This is a genomic window from Enterococcus sp. DIV2402, from assembly GCF_017426705.2.
GTDB lineage: Bacteria > Bacillota > Bacilli > Lactobacillales > Enterococcaceae > Enterococcus_F > Enterococcus_F lowellii.
Genome location: NZ_CP147251.1, coordinates 2,484,763 through 2,501,036, shown reverse-complemented (window position 1 = coordinate 2,501,036; position 16,274 = coordinate 2,484,763). Strand labels below are relative to the sequence as shown.

At 35.1% G+C, this 16,274-nt stretch carries 13 protein-coding genes, 1 pseudogene and 1 other annotated feature; of the genes and pseudogenes, 12 read left to right on the top strand and 2 right to left on the bottom strand.

Features of this window, described 5'->3' with window-relative positions; genetic code table 11:
* Nucleotides 1–34 precede the first annotated feature (34 nt).
* The 4 genes from tsaB to tsaD are packed head-to-tail and all read left to right on the top strand — an operon-like array spanning nt 35 to nt 2,742.
* Nucleotides 35–748 (top strand): tRNA (adenosine(37)-N6)-threonylcarbamoyltransferase complex dimerization subunit type 1 TsaB, encoded by a 714-nt coding sequence (gene tsaB / locus DOK78_RS12125; RefSeq protein ID WP_207940105.1) that lies wholly within the window; start codon nt 35–37, stop codon nt 746–748.
* Nucleotides 732–1,265: a ribosomal protein S18-alanine N-acetyltransferase gene (gene rimI / locus DOK78_RS12120; RefSeq protein WP_207940106.1), complete on the top strand. Its 534-nt coding sequence runs from the start codon at nt 732–734 to the stop codon at nt 1,263–1,265. Before tsaB ends, rimI (DOK78_RS12120) begins: the two co-directional genes overlap by 17 nt.
* On the top strand, nt 1,262–1,729 hold the full coding sequence (gene rimI, locus DOK78_RS12115) for a ribosomal protein S18-alanine N-acetyltransferase (RefSeq protein ID WP_207940107.1): 468 nt from the start codon (nt 1,262–1,264) through the stop codon (nt 1,727–1,729). Before rimI (DOK78_RS12120) ends, rimI (DOK78_RS12115) begins: the two co-directional genes overlap by 4 nt.
* On the top strand, nt 1,726–2,742 hold the full coding sequence (gene tsaD / locus DOK78_RS12110; protein WP_207940108.1) for a tRNA (adenosine(37)-N6)-threonylcarbamoyltransferase complex transferase subunit TsaD: 1,017 nt from the start codon (nt 1,726–1,728) through the stop codon (nt 2,740–2,742). The genes rimI (DOK78_RS12115) and tsaD overlap by 4 nt, the downstream gene beginning before the upstream one ends.
* 48 nt (nt 2,743–2,790) lie before the next feature.
* On the opposite strand, the gene metF is transcribed toward tsaD, so the two are convergent.
* Entirely contained in the window at nt 2,791–3,657 is an 867-nt protein-coding gene (metF, locus tag DOK78_RS12105; RefSeq protein ID WP_207940629.1) for a methylenetetrahydrofolate reductase [NAD(P)H], read from the bottom strand.
* Nucleotides 3,658–3,661: 4 nt separating this feature from the next.
* Nucleotides 3,662–5,908, bottom strand: a complete 2,247-nt coding sequence (gene metE / locus DOK78_RS12100; RefSeq protein ID WP_207940109.1) for a 5-methyltetrahydropteroyltriglutamate--homocysteine S-methyltransferase — start codon at nt 5,906–5,908, stop codon at nt 3,662–3,664.
* Nucleotides 5,909–6,038: 130 nt separating this feature from the next.
* Between metE and DOK78_RS12095 the strand changes: the two genes are divergently transcribed.
* From DOK78_RS12095 to DOK78_RS12060, 8 genes and pseudogenes are all read left to right on the top strand, one after another.
* The gene (locus DOK78_RS12095; RefSeq protein WP_207940110.1) at nt 6,039–6,959 is read left to right on the top strand and encodes a LysR family transcriptional regulator; all 921 of its coding nucleotides are present in this window, start codon (nt 6,039–6,041) and stop codon (nt 6,957–6,959) included.
* Between the two features lie 174 nt (nt 6,960–7,133).
* Nucleotides 7,134–8,222, top strand: coding sequence for an acetylornithine transaminase (locus tag DOK78_RS12090; protein ID WP_243430467.1), 1,089 nt, complete (start codon nt 7,134–7,136; stop codon nt 8,220–8,222).
* 177 nt (nt 8,223–8,399) lie between these two features.
* Nucleotides 8,400–9,428 carry an N-acetyl-gamma-glutamyl-phosphate reductase gene (gene argC / locus DOK78_RS12085; RefSeq protein WP_207940112.1) on the top strand — a complete coding sequence of 343 codons (1,029 nt, stop codon included), beginning with the start codon at nt 8,400–8,402 and terminating at the stop codon, nt 9,426–9,428.
* A 16-nt stretch (nt 9,429–9,444) separates the two neighbouring features.
* Complete coding sequence (gene argJ, locus DOK78_RS12080) at nt 9,445–10,641, top strand: bifunctional ornithine acetyltransferase/N-acetylglutamate synthase (protein ID WP_207940113.1); 1,197 nt, start codon at nt 9,445–9,447, stop codon at nt 10,639–10,641.
* Nucleotides 10,642–10,653: 12 nt separating this feature from the next.
* Nucleotides 10,654–11,397: an acetylglutamate kinase gene (gene argB, locus DOK78_RS12075; RefSeq protein WP_207940114.1), complete on the top strand. Its 744-nt coding sequence runs from the start codon at nt 10,654–10,656 to the stop codon at nt 11,395–11,397.
* Between the two features lie 18 nt (nt 11,398–11,415).
* Nucleotides 11,416–12,423, top strand: coding sequence for an ornithine carbamoyltransferase (gene argF / locus DOK78_RS12070; protein WP_207940115.1), 1,008 nt, complete (start codon nt 11,416–11,418; stop codon nt 12,421–12,423).
* 59 nt (nt 12,424–12,482) lie between these two features.
* Nucleotides 12,483–12,676, top strand: a binding site (T-box leader).
* A gap of 73 nt (nt 12,677–12,749) precedes the next feature.
* Nucleotides 12,750–14,441 (top strand): arginine--tRNA ligase, encoded by a 1,692-nt coding sequence (gene argS, locus DOK78_RS12065; protein WP_207940116.1) that lies wholly within the window; start codon nt 12,750–12,752, stop codon nt 14,439–14,441.
* Nucleotides 14,442–14,722: 281 nt separating this feature from the next.
* A pseudogene (locus DOK78_RS12060) lies at nt 14,723–16,216 on the top strand (DUF2334 domain-containing protein).
* Nucleotides 16,217–16,274: the final 58 nt, after the last annotated feature.

Here is a 16,274-nt window from a genome sequence, read left to right as displayed (position 1 = left end):
ATATGAGAGAACTTGAATAAGGTAGGGAATAAACATGAAGATACTTGCAATAGATACATCTAATCAAACCATGGCAGTCGCTGTTACCGATGACAATCGTCTGTTGGGACAATTGCAAACAACTGTCAATAAAAATCATAGTAAAACGTTGATGCCTGCTATTGAGACATTGATGAAAGAACTTGAATTAACGCCCCAAGAGCTTGATCGCATTGTTGTGGCACAAGGTCCTGGTTCGTATACAGGCTTACGCATTGGTGTGACAACCGCCAAAACATTGGCAAATACGTTAAAAACTGAATTAGTCGGTATTTCTAGCCTAAAAACAATTGCGGGCAACTGTTATGGACGAAAAGAATGGATTGTTCCTCTTTTTGACGCTCGTCGTCAAAATGTTTATGCAGGAGCCTATCAATGGCAGAATGGACAATTAGTGAACGTTTTGGCAGATCAGCACATTGCGTTAGCTACATTATTGGCTCAATTAGAAGGACAGGAAGTCTATTTTGTAGGAGAGGATGTTCAAAAATTTCAAGAAATCATTACAGAGACATTACCCAATGCCATTTGTAATTCGATTATTTCCTGGAATTACCCAAGTGGCGTTACACTGTCTGAGCTTGGTAAACAAGCACCTACTGTAGCAAGCCATCCTTTCTTGCCAAACTACTTAAAACGTGTGGAAGCAGAAGAAAAATGGTTGGAAACCCACGAAATTGGAGAAGAAAGTTATGTTGAAAAGATTTAAGACTTTTCTTTCTTTTTTACGTGAACAAAGTGGCTATCAAGAAAAAACAATTACCATTGATGCAAGTGTTTATCAAATTCGTGAGGTTTTTCCAAAAGATATTAGGGCATTGATGCGTGTCCAACAGTTGGTATATAAAGACTATCAACCGTGGCATCGAGGCGCTTTTTTGTCCGAATTGTATTCGGTGCATAGTCATCGTTATTTATGTATCGTTAGCAATAACCAAATTATTGGATTTATTGGTATCCGTGTGGTTGCAACAGATGCACATATTACGAATATTGCCGTGATTCCTGATTATCAAAATCAAGGTTTGGGTAATTATTTATTGATGGAAGCGGAAAAGTTTGCTAATCAGTATGCGTGTCAAACAATGTCGTTAGAAGTGCGTATCAGCAATGTAGATGCCCAACGACTATATACAAAATTAGGATATACAACACGTCAAGTTTTGACGGAATATTATAGTGAAGGCAAGGAAGATGCCTTAGATATGGTGAAAGAATTAAAATGAAGATAACAAGTAAACATTTTTTCGAAACAACAACATTAGCGTCTGAATTACATCAATTAGCAGAAACAAGTTATACGCATGGTTCACCATGGACGATGGCGCAATTTATAGAAGATATCCATAATGAGCAAAGTGACTATCTGATTTTAGAAAAAGGGTATATTGCTGGTTTTTTAGGCTATCATCAATTTTTAGATGAGATGGAGATTTTTAATTTAGTTGTGCATACACAAGAGAAAAAACAAGGATACGGTGCGGCGTTATTAAAAGAGTTATTCCGAGTGGCGAATGAAGAGCAAATTGCTCAGATTTTATTAGAAGTCCGAGTTTCTAATTTTTCAGCTCAAAATTTATATCTGAGTCATGGGTTTGAGATTATTGCTCGAAGAAAAAATTATTACCAAGCACCTACAGAAGATGCATTGATTATGATAAAGAAAGTGAGGCCAACGTTGGTCAAATGAGAGAATTGATTTTAGCAATTGAAAGCAGTTGTGATGAAACAAGCGTGGCAGTCATTGAAAATGGTGCTAAAATTTTAAGTAACATTGTTGCATCACAAATTAAAAGTCATCAACGTTTTGGCGGTGTTGTTCCTGAAGTGGCTAGCCGTCATCATGTTGAACAAATTACGTTATGTATTGAAGAAGCACTAGCTGAGGCGGAAATTTCAATTGAAGAATTATCTGCTGTGGCTGTGACACAAGGTCCAGGCTTAGTGGGATCATTATTAATTGGAATAGCAGCAGCAAAAGCCTTTGCTTGGGCGCATCAATTACCATTGATTCCAGTCAATCATATGGCCGGGCATATTTATGCAGCACGTTTTGTTCAACCATTAGAATTTCCATTAATGGCGTTATTAGTTAGTGGTGGACATACGGAATTAGTGTTGATGGAAGAAGACGGGTCTTATGAAATTGTTGGAGAAACACGCGATGATGCCGCAGGAGAAGCATATGATAAAGTGGGGCGTGTTTTAGGTTTACCCTATCCAAGTGGGAAAGAGATAGATCGTTTAGCTCATATTGGAAAAGATACCTATCATTTTCCACGAGCTATGATTCATGAGGATAATTTTGATTTTAGCTTTAGCGGTTTGAAGAGTGCCTTTATTAATTTAGTGCATAATGCTGAGCAACGTGGTGAAGCATTATCGACAGAGGACCTAGCGGCTAGTTTTCAAGCAAGTGTCATTGATGTACTTGTTCATAAAACCATACATGCGTGCCAGCAATATCCAGTCAAACAGTTAATTGTTGCTGGGGGAGTAGCAGCTAATCAGGGATTAAGACAAGCGTTAGAAGAAGCTGTTAAACAATTACCAGATGTTACGTTAGTAGTCCCACCGCTACGTTTGTGTGGTGACAATGCTGCGATGATTGGCGCAGCTGCGCATGTTGAACTAGCGAAAGGCAACTTTGCGAAGATGTCCTTAAATGCTGTTCCAAGTTTAGCATTTCCTGTAAAAAAATAGAATCAGATAAAAAGAACAAGTCTAGTTGATTAGGCTTGTTCTTTTTATCTAAACAACAATTACTTCTTCCTTAAATAGCGTTTTGGTCGCACGATAAATATTGAGTGCTGTTTGAGATTGATTCATTGTATACAAATGAATCCCAGCTGTATCTTGTGTAACTAAATCGACAATTTGATCAATAGCATAAGCTAACCCTGCCGCTCGCAATGATTCTGGATCGTGTTCATATTTTTCCAAAATAGCAATAAATTTACGTGGTAGCGCAGTTTTAGTTGTTTTTATTAATCGTAGCGCTTGGTTACGGTTAACAATGGGCATAATCCCTGCATAAATGGGGACATCAATACCTACAATGTCGCAGTTTTCACGAAAGCGGTAAAAAGTATCATTATCAAAAAATAATTGTGTGATTAAATCATCACAGCCGCTATCTACTTTTTTCTTTAAATTTTGTAAATCTTCTACGCGATTTTTAGCTTCAGGATGAACTTCAGGATGACATGCACCACTAATTTGGAAAGTGGGTTCTTCTTCTTTAATAAAATGAATTAAATCGCTTGCATGTTTGAAATCTTCCAAAGGTGGTTTATCTGCATAAATATCACCACGTAAGGCTAAAATTCGATTCGTGTTAGAGCGTTTTAAAATATTAATTGCTTCCCGAATATCTTCTTTTGAGGAATAAGCTGCTGTTAAATGAGCGATACTTGGCACATTCAAGTTTTTTTGAATGTAACCTGCTAATTTCAACGTAGTCGTTTTTAAATCAGCATTTTTATTACTACAAGTCACACTGATGAAATGCGGACCTAAGTCCTGCAATTCATCTAGTGTGTCTAAAAGTAGCTCGTTTGACGACTTGGTGTTTGGTGGAAAAATTTCAAAAGAAAGGGAAGGACGTTGTCTCTCCACATTATCAGTCATTCACAAGCTCCTCTCGTACTTCTTTGGCAGCTAATACTAAGTTTTCTAAACTAGCATAGGTTTCTTTTTCACCACGTGTTTTCAATCCACAGTCAGGATTTACCCAAACTTTATTTGTTGGGATTTTCTCTAAAATTTTACCAATAGTTTGTTTAATTTCTTCGATTGATGGAATACGCGGTGAATGAATATCATAAACACCAGGTCCAACTTGTGTTTGGAAATTATTACGATTTAAGGCATCTAATAAGGCTAAGTTTGAACGAGAAGCCTCAAAACTAATAACATCAGCGTCCATATCATCAATCGCTTTAATGATATCTTCAAACTCGCTATAACACATATGTGTATGAATTTGTGTTTCTGGTTGCACTTTGCTGTGAACTAAACGGAATGCTGGAATAGCCCAGTCTAAATATTCGCTGTACCAGTCTGTTTGACGTAAAGGCAATTTCTCACGTAAGGCAGCTTCATCAATTTGGATGATGCGGATGCCATTTGCTTCTAAATCTAAAACTTCTTCTTGGATGGCAAGAGCTAATTGATAGGTACTTTCTTTAATAGAAATATCTTCACGTGTGAACGACCAGTTTAAAATCGTTACAGGACCAGTAAGCATTCCTTTAACAATTTGATCCGTTTTACTTTGTGCGTATTTAGACCATTGCACGGTAATTGCTTTTGAACGAGCAATATCGCCCCAAATGATTGGTGGTTTTACACCACGAGTTCCATAAGATTGTACCCAACCATTTTTAGAGAAAAGATACCCATCTAACGCTTCACCAAAGAATTCAACCATATCATTACGTTCAAATTCTCCATGAACTAAAACATCTAAGCCAACTTTTTCTTGGAAAGTAATACAGTCATCGATTTTCTTCGCAATAAAGGCATCGTATTCTTCTTGATTGATTTCACCACGTTTAAATTTCCCACGCGTAATTTTAACTTCTTTTGTTTGTGGGAAGGAACCAATGGTTGTTGTTGGTAATGTTGGCAATTGTAATAAATCAGTTTGTAAAGCTTCACGTTCTGCAAATGCAGGTAAACGAACGAAATCAGCGTCTGTTAGTTGCGTAATTTTTTCTTGTAAGGCCTTATTAGCAGTAATTCGTTCCTGTTTGAAAATACGATTATTTTTCTCGATTGCTGCTTGATCGGTTTTGTCTAAAGCCACTAATTCTGCTAATTTTTCTTTCGCAAAAGCAAAATATTGCTTGATTTCGTCTGAGAAAACTTCATTTTCAACAGAATATGGAACATGTAACAAAGAACATGACGTTGTTAAGACTACATTTTTTGGTAATTTAGCTAATAAATCAAAGGTACTTGTATAGTTGTTCGTCCAGATATTTTTACCATTTACCACACCAGCGAATAATATTTTATCTTCTGGGAAAGGTGTTTTCGTGATTAGGTTTAGTGTTTCTTTGCCTTCAACAAAATCTAAACCAACGCCATCAAAGTCTAAAGCAATGACCTCTTCATAAATATCACGAATATCACCAAAGTAAGTTTGTAATAAGACGTTTAATCCTTGTTTATTTGCTAGTAATGTTTGATAAAACTCTTTAAAACGAGCAATATCATCAGCTGTTAAATCTAAAACTAAACCAGGTTCGTCAATTTGAATCCATTCTGCTCCAGCTTCAGCTAATTTTGAAAATACTTCTTGATAAGCTGCTAATAAATTTGCCGAAAAATCTGCACTTGTTGTGCCATCGTGGTATTGACCTAATTGCAATAACGTAAATGGTCCTAAGATTACTGGACGAGTAATAATTCCTAATTCTTTTGCTTCGATAAATTCATCGACAATTTTAGTTGTATTTAATTGAATTTTGGTTGTTTTTTCAAATTGAGGCACTAAATAATGATAATTTGTGTTGAACCATTTTTTCATTGGCAAGGCATGAACATCACCTTTATCTCCTTGATAACCACGGGCTAAGGCAAAATATTCTTCTAGCTCATCAAAATCTAAGTCTTTCACTTTTTTAGGGATGATATTAAATAAAACCGATGTATCTAATGTATTATCATAGAAAGAAAAATCATTGCTTGGAATTTGATCGATGCCAGCTTCTTTGATAACATTCCAATGCTTCTTGCGTAAATCTTTCGCAAAAGCTTTTAAATCTTCTGCGGAAATTTCATTTCTAAAATATTTTTCTGTTTCAAATTTTAATTCTCTAAATTCGCCTAAACGAGGAAATCCGATAATTGTTGTTGTCATTAACCAACACTCCTTTTTTTGTGTTGAAGATAATGTATCATGAAAGAAAAAGATTGGATAAGTGAAGATTTCTATGGTAGGTTATAAATAAAATCTATAACATATAGGGTTTATATAAGGAGGAGTAATGATGAGGATACAACAATTAGAATATTTAGAAAAAATTGTCGCGTTGGGTTCAATGAATGAAGCGGCTAAAGCCTTGTATATGACACAACCAAGCTTGTCTAGCGCGATTAAAGAATTAGAAAATGAAATGAATATTCAAATTTTAGTTAGAAGTAAGACGGGTGTCCGTTTGACAGAAGAAGGACGTGAGTTTATGTCCTATGCACAACAGATTATGGATCAAGTTCAATTATTAGAAGAAAAATATAAAGATACACGTCCTCGTAAGCAAACTTTTTCAGTTTCAGCACAACATTATGCTTTTGTTGTCCATGCCTTTGTTGAATTAATTAATAGTTTAAATGTAAAAGAATATCAGTTTAAGTTGCGAGAAACAGAGACAGAAAATATTTTAGAAGATTTAAGCCGTTTTAAAAGCGAATTAGGTATTTTATATTTAAATTCGTTTAATGAAAAAGTCATGATGAAGCTATTTAAAGAACGGGAATTGATTTTTCAGCCACTTTTTCATGCGAAACCACATGTTTTTGTAAGTAATACTTCACCTCTAGGACAAAAAGATTTAGTAGAATTATCGGATTTAGAAGATTATCCTTATTTATCTTATGAGCAAGGCGAACGTAATTCATTTTATTTTGCTGAAGAAATTTTAAGTACCTTAGAGCATCGAAAAGATATTAAAGTGAGTGATCGGGCAACTATTTTTAATTTAATGGTGGGAGTGAATGGTTATACAATTAGTTCAGGAGTTTTAAGCAAAAAATTAAATGATGACAAGATTATTGCTGTCCCTTTAAATATCAAAGATGAAATGACGATTGGCTATTTAAAGCATAAACAAAAGGAATTATCGCCAATCGCTCAACAATATCTACAAATGTTAGAAGACCATATTCAGGGATATGGCTTTGAAATTTTATAAAGAGGAGTTGCTTAATTTGGATAATAAGTGTATATTTATTCAAAAGATGCCGTCTAATTAATAAAATATGCGTTTCTTAAGAAGAGCTAGAGGCGATACTTTAATACAAATTAGGAGTGATGGATAGTGGGTAATTATTTATTTTCAAATTATGCAAGAAAACCTTTTGAGATTATGGAAGGCAATGGTTGTTACGTTACCGATAATCATGGAAAAAAATATTTAGATTTTACCAGTGGAATTGGAGTTATGAATTTAGGTTATAATCGAGCTCACTTAAATCAAGTTTTAGCAGAGCAAGCGCAAAAGATTTGGCATACGCCTAATCTTTATGAAAATCATTTACAAGAAGTTGTTGCAGAAAAATTGATTCAAGAAAAAGATTATTTAGCATTCTTTTGTAATTCGGGGGCAGAAGCAAACGAAGCAGCGATTAAATTAGCTCGTAAAGCAACAGGTAAATCTCAGATTATTACGTTTACCAATTCGTTCCATGGACGAACATATGGTGCTATGTCAGCGACTGGACAGTCAGCCATTCATACTGGATTTGAACCATTAGTTCCTGGTTTTATATATGTTCCTTATAATGATTTTTCAGCATTACAAGAGCAAATTTCAGATCAGACAGCAGCGATTATGCTTGAACTCATTCAAGGCGAAGGTGGCGTAACGGTTGCTAACCAAGAATGGATTCAGCAGATTGTTACACTGTGTCAAGAGAAAAAGATTCTATTGATTGTTGATGAAGTCCAAACTGGAATTGGCCGGACGGGTAGTTTATTTGCTTTTGAACAATTTGGCATTGAGCCAGATATTTTTACGTTAGCAAAAGGATTAGGCAATGGTTTTCCAATCGGAGCAATGCTAGGAAAAACGGCTTTAGGTGAAGCTTTTGGCCCAGGTAGTCACGGTACAACCTTTGGCGGAAATAAATTAGGAATGGTCGTAGCAAGTGAAATCCTAGATAGTTTGTCTTCGGAGATTTTGGTTGCTAGTCAACAAAGAAGTCAGCAATTATTTGCTGGTTTAAATAAAATTAAGTCAGACAAAATTAGTGAAATTCGTGGGAAAGGATTAATGATTGGTATTGAACTTCAACCGGATATTTCTGTTGCTGAAATAGTAGAAGATTTAGAAGCAGAAGGATTGTTAGCTCTACGGGCAGGTGCTAATACCTTACGTTTATTACCACCATTAATTATTTCTGAAGAAGAGGTTACTTTAGGACTTGAAAAATTAACTAAGGTTTTAGAAAAATAAGAAAAAGAGTTGTTTTGTATATATACGCAAAATAACTCTTTTTTGTATAAAAATGTAGTCAATATTCGTCTTTTTACATATATTTACAAAAAAATACATATTTTTTTATAAAAAACCATTGACCTTTAACGAATAACTCTCTATAATTCTAATTACTTTATAGAAGGAGTGAAGAGGATGAAAGCAGCAATCGTTGGTGTGACAGGATATACAGGGATAGAATTGGTGCGTTTGATTCATCAACACCCCTCATTGACATTGGGGACCTTACATAGTCACTCGATGCATAAAAACTCAATTTCAGAGTTATATCCACATCTACAACAGCTTTGTGAGCAAGAAGTTGAAGCATACGATGCAGAAAAAATCATGAAAAATAATGATATTGTCTTTTTTGCTACTCCTTCAGGAATTAGTAAAGACTTAGTCCATGAATTTGTAGCACAAGATTTTCCAGTTATTGATTTATCTGGCGATCTTCGTTTAAAAGATTTAGAGAGTTATCAAAAGTGGTATAAAAAAGACCCCACTACTCAAGATATCGTAGATAAAGCAATCTATGCTTTACCAGAATTTTCAGCAATCAAAGGAAATTTATTATCGAACCCAGGCTGTTATGCTACGGCAGCGATTCTTTCTTTGGTGCCAGTACTTAAAGAACAACTTATTGATTTAGATACCATTATTTTGGATGGGAAATCGGGTTTATCTGGTGCAGGTAAACAATTATCAGATAGTAGTCATTACGTGACAGTTGACGAAAATATGACAATGTATAAATTAAACCAACATCAACATATTCCAGAAATTATTCAATTTTTACAAACATTTGATTCAAGTTTATCAACGATTCAATTTACAACGAGTTTGATTCCAATTAAGCGTGGTATTTTTATGACTCTTTATGCCAAAATCAAACCAAACGTAACAAGTGAACAAATCCAACAAGCATTTGATAAACATTATCAATCCAAACCGTTTGTCCGAGTACAACCAACTGGCTGTTTACCAGAACTACGCCAAGTAACAGGAACAAACTTTTGTGATATCGGTTTTGGTGTAAACGAAGAAAATCAAACATTAACTGTAGTGGCAGTCATCGATAATTTGATGAAAGGTGCTGCTGGTCAGGCAATTCAGAATTTTAACTTATGGGCGGGACTTGAAGAGACTTGCGGTTTAACGCAAGTCCCATTGTTCCCGTAAGGAGCGAGTGAACTAAATGGAAAAAATTAAAGGTACAATTGCTAGTCCAATTGGTTTTTATGCGGATGGCATTCATTGTGGATTAAAAAGAAAAAAATTAGATCTAGGTTGGATCTATTCAGAAGTACCAGCGAGTGTTGCTGGGGTTTTTACAACGAATCAAGTACAGGCAGCTCCTATTAAATTAAGTAAAGCAGTTATACAAGGTGGTAAAATTCAAGGAATTATTGTTAATTCAGGAAATGCCAATGCTTGTACGGGTGAAGAAGGTTTTGCGAATGCGCAACAAATGCAACAGTTAGCCAGCGAAAAATTGGGGATTGATGCTTCATTAGTGGCTGTTGCTTCCACGGGTGTGATTGGACATCAATTACCCATGGAAAGAATTGTAGCAGGCATTGAATTGTTAGATCAATCGACAGAACAACAACCAGAAAATTTTCAAAAAGCCATTTTAACGACAGATACGACTGAAAAAGCTATCACTATTACAGCAGTCATTGATGGTAAGCAAGTAACAATCTCTGGTTGTAGTAAAGGTTCAGGGATGATTCATCCCAATATGGCAACTATGTTAGGCTTTATTACTACAGATGTGGCGATTTCATCTACGTTGTTGCAAGACTTATTAAAAGAATTAACAGAAGTAACGTTTAATCAAATTACAGTGGATGGTGACACTTCGACAAACGATATGGTCGTTGTGATGGCAAATGGATTAGCTAAAAATCAAGAAATCACTGAAAAAAATACCGATTATCAACAATTTAAAGAAATGCTAACAATCGTTTTGACAGAATTAGCCAAATTAATTGCGAAAGATGGCGAAGGGGCAACTAAATTAATTGAAGTAGATGCAACTGGAGCAAAAACAGCTAGCGATGCTCGAATGATTGCAAAAGCAATTGTTGGTTCAATGTTAGTAAAATCAGCTATTTTTGGAAAAGACCCAAACTGGGGACGTATTTTATGTGCGATTGGTTATAGTGGCGTTGAATTTGACCCAACAAACGTAACGATTGAGCTTGCAGGGATTCCAGTATTTAAAGCGGGTGAACCACTTGGATTTGATGTAGAACAAATGGAAGATAATTTAAGTGAAGAAGAGATTAAAATCGCTGTTTATCTAAATGAAGGCGATGCATTTGGACAAGCATGGGGCTGTGATTTGACGTATGACTACGTTAAAATCAATGCACTTTATCACACATAGGAGGAAATGAATATGAAAACAATCGTAGTAAAAATGGGCGGCGTTGCTTCAGATAACTTAAATGATGCTTTTTTTCAAAAAATTTCTTCTTGGCAAAACCAAGGTTATCGTGTGATTATTGTTCATGGAGGGGGACACTATATCTCTAAAATGATGGATATTTTAGGAATTAAAGTAGAAGTGAAGCAAGGACTACGTGTTACTTCTGAAAAAACATTAGAAATTACGCGAATGGTTTTATTAGGACAAGTACAGCCGATGATTACCACTCATTTTCAACAAGCAGGTTTTCCTACACTAGGTATGAATGCTGGTTGTGATCAATTGATTCAAGGAAAAATTATTGATGAAGAAAAATTAGGTTTTGTTGGTGAAGTGACGGCAGTGAACAGCGAGCTTTTAAATACCTTAATTGAAAAACATCACATTCCCATCATTGCGCCATTAGGGATTACTGAATCAGGACAATGGTTAAATATCAATGCTGATGAAGTAGCTTGTAAAGTTGCGGCAAGTATTAAAGCAGAAAAGTTATATCTATTAACAGATGTTCCAGGAATAAAAAAAGAATCTGAATGGCTAAAAGAAATTTCTGTAGCAGAAATCTCTCAATTAAAAACAGAAAAAGTAGTTACAGGTGGCATGTTACCAAAATTAGACAGTGCACATAAAGCGCTGTTAGCAGGCGTGAAATCAGTCTTTATCAGTAATACGATTGATTCATTTGGAACAGAAATAAAAGTAGCTGTAGGTTGAACTGAACGGAGGAAAACGATGGAATTTCAAGGGAAAAGTTTTTTAGCAGAAAAAGATTTTACACAACAAGAATTACAGTATTTAATTGATTTATCCCAGCATTTGAAAAAACTAAAAAAACAAGGGATTACACATCGTTATTTAGAAGGGAAAAATATTGCCTTATTGTTTGAAAAAACATCAACGCGAACACGGGCAGCTTTTACAGTGGCTTCGGTCGATTTAGGCGCTCATCCAGAATTTTTAGGCGCAAATGATATTCAATTGGGTAAAAAAGAATCCGTGGAAGATACGGCAAAAGTGTTGGGTAGTATGTTTGATGGGATTGAATTTCGTGGATCCAGTCAAGCAGTAGTTGAAGCATTGGCTGAACATTCGGGTGTCCCTGTATGGAATGGTCTCACTGATGAATGGCATCCAACACAAATGATTGCTGACTATCTAACGATTCAAGAAAGCTTTGGAAAAGTCAAAGGCATTAATCTCGTTTATTGTGGCGATGGTCGTAACAATGTGGCACGTTCATTGTTAGTCACTGGGGCTATTTTAGGGACAAATGTGCGAATTGTTGCACCAAAAGAATTGCATCCTGACGAACAATTAATTGCTTTGGCAAAAGAGTATGCGCAACAATCAGGTGCTGAAATTTTGGTGACAGACAATGTAGATGAAGGCGTTTTAGGCGCTGATGTCTTATATACCGATGTCTGGGTATCAATGGGTGAAGAAGATAAATTTGCTGAGCGAATTGAATTATTACTTCCTTATCAAGTGAATCAAATGATGATTGAGAAAACCAAAAACGAGCAAGTCATTTTCTTGCATTGTTTACCTGCTTTTCATGATGCAGAAACAGATTACGGTCAAGATATTCAAGAAAAATTCAATCTAAGTGAAATGGAAGTAACCGATGAAGTCTTCCGTAGTAAACATGCCAAACAATTTGAACAAGCTGAAAATCGCATGCATTCAATTAAAGCGGTTATGGCAGCAACTTTAGGACATTTATTTATTCCGAATAGTTAAAATTAAACACAAGACTAGCGCAATAAAAAAGATTTGCTATAATCAGTGTACATTTCATACATGATTTAGTGATCAAGAGAGTAACTTTTCATTTTTTACTAGCGAATTCGGGAAGGTGGAAGCCGAAATAAAGAAGAGAAGTGAAGCGCACTTGTGAAAATTTGTTAAGCAAACGGCATCTACCGTTATCAGATAAAGTGGGTTCGATTTGTCGAACAATCAGAGTGGTACCGCGGGAATTCTCGTCTCTAGTGTTTTTTACACTAGAGACTTTTTGTTTGCTGTCGCATAAAAATCAATGAGACTACTTTAGGAGGAAATAATTTATGAATAACAAAGATATCGTATCAAAAGCAATTTTTGATGTGGTCAAAGAAGATTTGTCATTAGAACAAGTTCAACAGCTATTAGAAAACCCAAAATCAGCCGATCATGGAGACGTGGCTTTTCCGGCATTTGCCTTGGCAAAAGTTTACCGTAAAGCACCACAACAAATTGCTGCCGATTTAGCTGAAAAAATTGATGGTTCATCATTTGAAAAAATTGAGGTAGTTGGACCGTATTTAAACTTCTTTATGAATAAAGCGGTAATTAGTCAAAACGTTTTAGCAACCGTTGTAAAAGAAAAAAATCATTTTGGTGATAGTAGCGAAGGAAACAACGCTAGTGTCCCAATTGATATGTCTTCTCCTAATATTGCTAAACCAATTTCAATGGGACATTTACGTTCAACTGTCATTGGGAATTCAATTGGCTTTATTTTAGAAAAAGTAGGCTACCAACCAATTCGTATTAACCACTTAGGAGATTGGGGAACACAATTTGGGAAATTAATTGTAGCTTATAAAAAATGGGGTTCAGAAGAAGCTGTTCGTAATGAACCCATCACTGAATTATTGCGTTTATATGTAGAATTCCATGAAAAAGCTGAAGAAGATAAAGCGTTAGAAGATGAAGCACGTGCATGGTTTAAAAAATTAGAAGATGGCGATGAAGAAGCTATTTCATTATGGCAATGGTTCCGCGATGAATCAATGAAAGAATTTAACAAAATTTATGACATGTTAGAAGTATCTTTTGATTCATTAAATGGCGAAGCTTTCTACAACGACAAGATGGATGAAGTTGTTGAAATGTTAGAAGAAAAACATTTATTAAAAGAAGACCAAGGTGCAGAGATTGTTGATTTAACGAATTACGACTTGAATCCTGCATTAATTCGTAAATCAGATGGTGCAACATTGTATATTACACGTGATATGGCCGCTGCGTTATATCGTAAACGTACGTATAATTTTGGCAAATCATTATACGTTGTTGGGAATGAACAAAGTTATCATTTCAAACAATTAAAAGCTGTATTAAAAGAAATGGGCTTTGATTGGGCTGATGATATGTATCATATTCCATTTGGCTTAATTACCAAAGATGGTAAAAAATTATCCACACGTAAAGGGAAAATTGTCTTATTAGAAGAAGTATTGAATGAAGCAATTGATTCAGCCAAAGAACAAATTAGTGAAAAAAATCCAACTTTAGAAAATAAAGAAGAAGTAGCTAAACAAGTAGGGGTAGGCGCAGTTGTTTTCCATGATTTGAAAAATGATCGTCTAAACAATTTTGACTTCACTTTAGAGGAAGTTGTTCGTTTTGAAGGTGAAACAGGACCGTATGTTCAATATGCACATGCGCGTGCGATGAGTATCTTAGCAAAAGCTGCATTTACACCAGACGAAACCAAAACGTATGCTTTAAATGATGAAGAAAGCTGGGAAGTGATTAAATTAATTCAACGTTACCCAGAAACAATCCAACAAGCAGCAGATAAGTACGAGCCATCTGTTATTGCGAAACATTCAATTAAATTGGCACAAGCATTTAACAAATATTATGCCAATACGAAAATCTTAGCAGAAGACGAGCAAAAAGAAGCGCGTTTAGCGTTAGTTTATGCTGTTACTGTTTTGTTAAAAGAAGATTTACGTCTCTTAGGTTTACATGCACCAGAAAAAATGTAAGTAAAAATAGTCTATGCCATAAGTTTGTTTTTAAACAAATTTATGGCATAATTTTTTTGTATGGACAATTATTTAAAATCATGCAAAACTTAATTTGGATGTATTATAGATTTAGTCAATACTATTGTCGAGGGAGAAACGGATGCGTAAAATAATATTATTTTTTTTTAATACCAATCTGCTTTTTTTATTCTAAAGAAATTTTTGCTCAAGAGAATGTAAAACAAGACGTTTTAGTCATTTATTCAACAAAAGGCGAGCAAAAGCTAAATGAATTACGCATGTTAGATACTATTTTAGGTCGATTTAATATAAACTATCAATTTATTAATGAATCAGACATCCAAAGTGATGCAATTCAAAATAGTTCACATATTATTTATTTTGGATTAGACAAAACGACTTTTTCTTCAGAAACAAAAAAAGCATTAGACACATTTGAGGGAAAGCTTTATGTGATAGGACATAATGCAGAGCAATTGGCTAAAATGAACGTATTTCAAATAGAAGGCGAGCTATTGGTTGATCAGATTATTTTAGCCGATTTCATTCAAAGGTTACCTGAACAAAGGATTATTTATCATGTGCAAGCATCAAAAGATGGGGTTGAGCAAAAAGCGTTGGCTACCTTAGAAAAAGAACAGCAAGTACCTTTAATCGTTCAAAATGATGGGAATTATTTTTTTGCTGCAGAAACAATGTTTGCGCCATTTGGTCCATTAGTAGCAGACTCTCTATATGATTTTTTAGGTGAAAGTCAACAAGGATTTGTTCGTTATTTACGTTTGGAAGATGTTCATCCCAAAGTAGATGCCCAGCAATTACGCGAGCAAGCAGAATATTTAAAGGACAAAAATATTCCTTACATGGTGGCGGTTATTCCTATATATACGAATAAAGATGGTGAGACGATTCATTTTTCTGATTCACCCCAATTATTAAATACGCTCAAATACATGCAAGAAAACGGAGCAAGCATTATCTTACACGGTTACAAACATCAATATCGCAGTTCGGAAACAGGTGAAGGCTTTGAATTTTGGGATGTCGAAAATGACCGACCTATTTATCAAGAGGATGAAGTACCTGCAAAAAAACAAAGTGATTTTTCAACGGAACAAGAATACCAAGAATTTATAAAATCTGGAGAAGAATTTGAAAGAGGCTATATAGAAGAATCTATCACTAAAGGTGTATCTTAACTAGTTGAGCAAGGTTTATATCCGCTAGGGTTTGAAGCGCCACATTATGCTATTTCTCAACAAGGATATGAAGTTGTTGCAAAACACTTTAGTTCATATATTGGACGTCTTCAATTAACGGATCAAACCTATCAAAGCGAATATCAGCCGACATATGTCTCACAACCATCCTTTTTACACGGTATGACTGTTTATCCAGAGACACTTGGTTTTATTGAAGAAGGGGATAAACAAGCATTTTCTGCTATGGAAGAACGGGTACACGTGCTTTCCAATTATCGTCAAGCTTATATTTCAGCGTTTTATCATCCTTATTTAGGATTGAATGGGTTAAAAAAAGTAGTAAGCATATTAGAATCGGCAGAACAAGCCACATGGTTAGATTTGAAAGAAGAAAACAATCAAGTTCAAATAGAGGACTATTTAATTACTTCGCAAAAAGGTCAAGTTCGTGTTAATCACACAGATGTTTCACAATTAAACACACACAAGAAACAGTTCATGTATTATGGTATCGCAGGTATTGTGGTATTTGTGGGGATTCTGGTCTTATTTTTTAAGAAAAGAAATTAAAAGGTGATATCTAGCGGTTAAAAAAAATACCCGGTGATAGAAAGCGTATTCTATCGTC

Bases quoted from the DNA above. Each gene is read 5' to 3' on its own strand.
- tsaB (WP_207940105.1), top strand. From the start codon at position 35: ATGAAGATACTTGCAATAGATACATCTAATCAAACCATGGCAGTCGCT.
- tsaD (WP_207940108.1), top strand. From the start codon at position 1,726: ATGAGAGAATTGATTTTAGCAATTGAAAGCAGTTGTGATGAAACAAGC.
- rimI (WP_207940107.1), top strand. From the start codon at position 1,262: ATGAAGATAACAAGTAAACATTTTTTCGAAACAACAACATTAGCGTCT.
- DOK78_RS12090 (WP_243430467.1), top strand. From the start codon at position 7,134: ATGGAAGGCAATGGTTGTTACGTTACCGATAATCATGGAAAAAAATAT.
- rimI (WP_207940106.1), top strand. From the start codon at position 732: ATGTTGAAAAGATTTAAGACTTTTCTTTCTTTTTTACGTGAACAAAGT.
- argS (WP_207940116.1), top strand. From the start codon at position 12,750: ATGAATAACAAAGATATCGTATCAAAAGCAATTTTTGATGTGGTCAAA.
- DOK78_RS12095 (WP_207940110.1), top strand. From the start codon at position 6,039: ATGAGGATACAACAATTAGAATATTTAGAAAAAATTGTCGCGTTGGGT.
- argB (WP_207940114.1), top strand. From the start codon at position 10,654: ATGAAAACAATCGTAGTAAAAATGGGCGGCGTTGCTTCAGATAACTTA.
- argF (WP_207940115.1), top strand. From the start codon at position 11,416: ATGGAATTTCAAGGGAAAAGTTTTTTAGCAGAAAAAGATTTTACACAA.
- argJ (WP_207940113.1), top strand. From the start codon at position 9,445: ATGGAAAAAATTAAAGGTACAATTGCTAGTCCAATTGGTTTTTATGCG.
- metE (WP_207940109.1), bottom strand. From the start codon at position 5,908: ATGACAACAACAATTATCGGATTTCCTCGTTTAGGCGAATTTAGAGAA.
- argC (WP_207940112.1), top strand. From the start codon at position 8,400: ATGAAAGCAGCAATCGTTGGTGTGACAGGATATACAGGGATAGAATTG.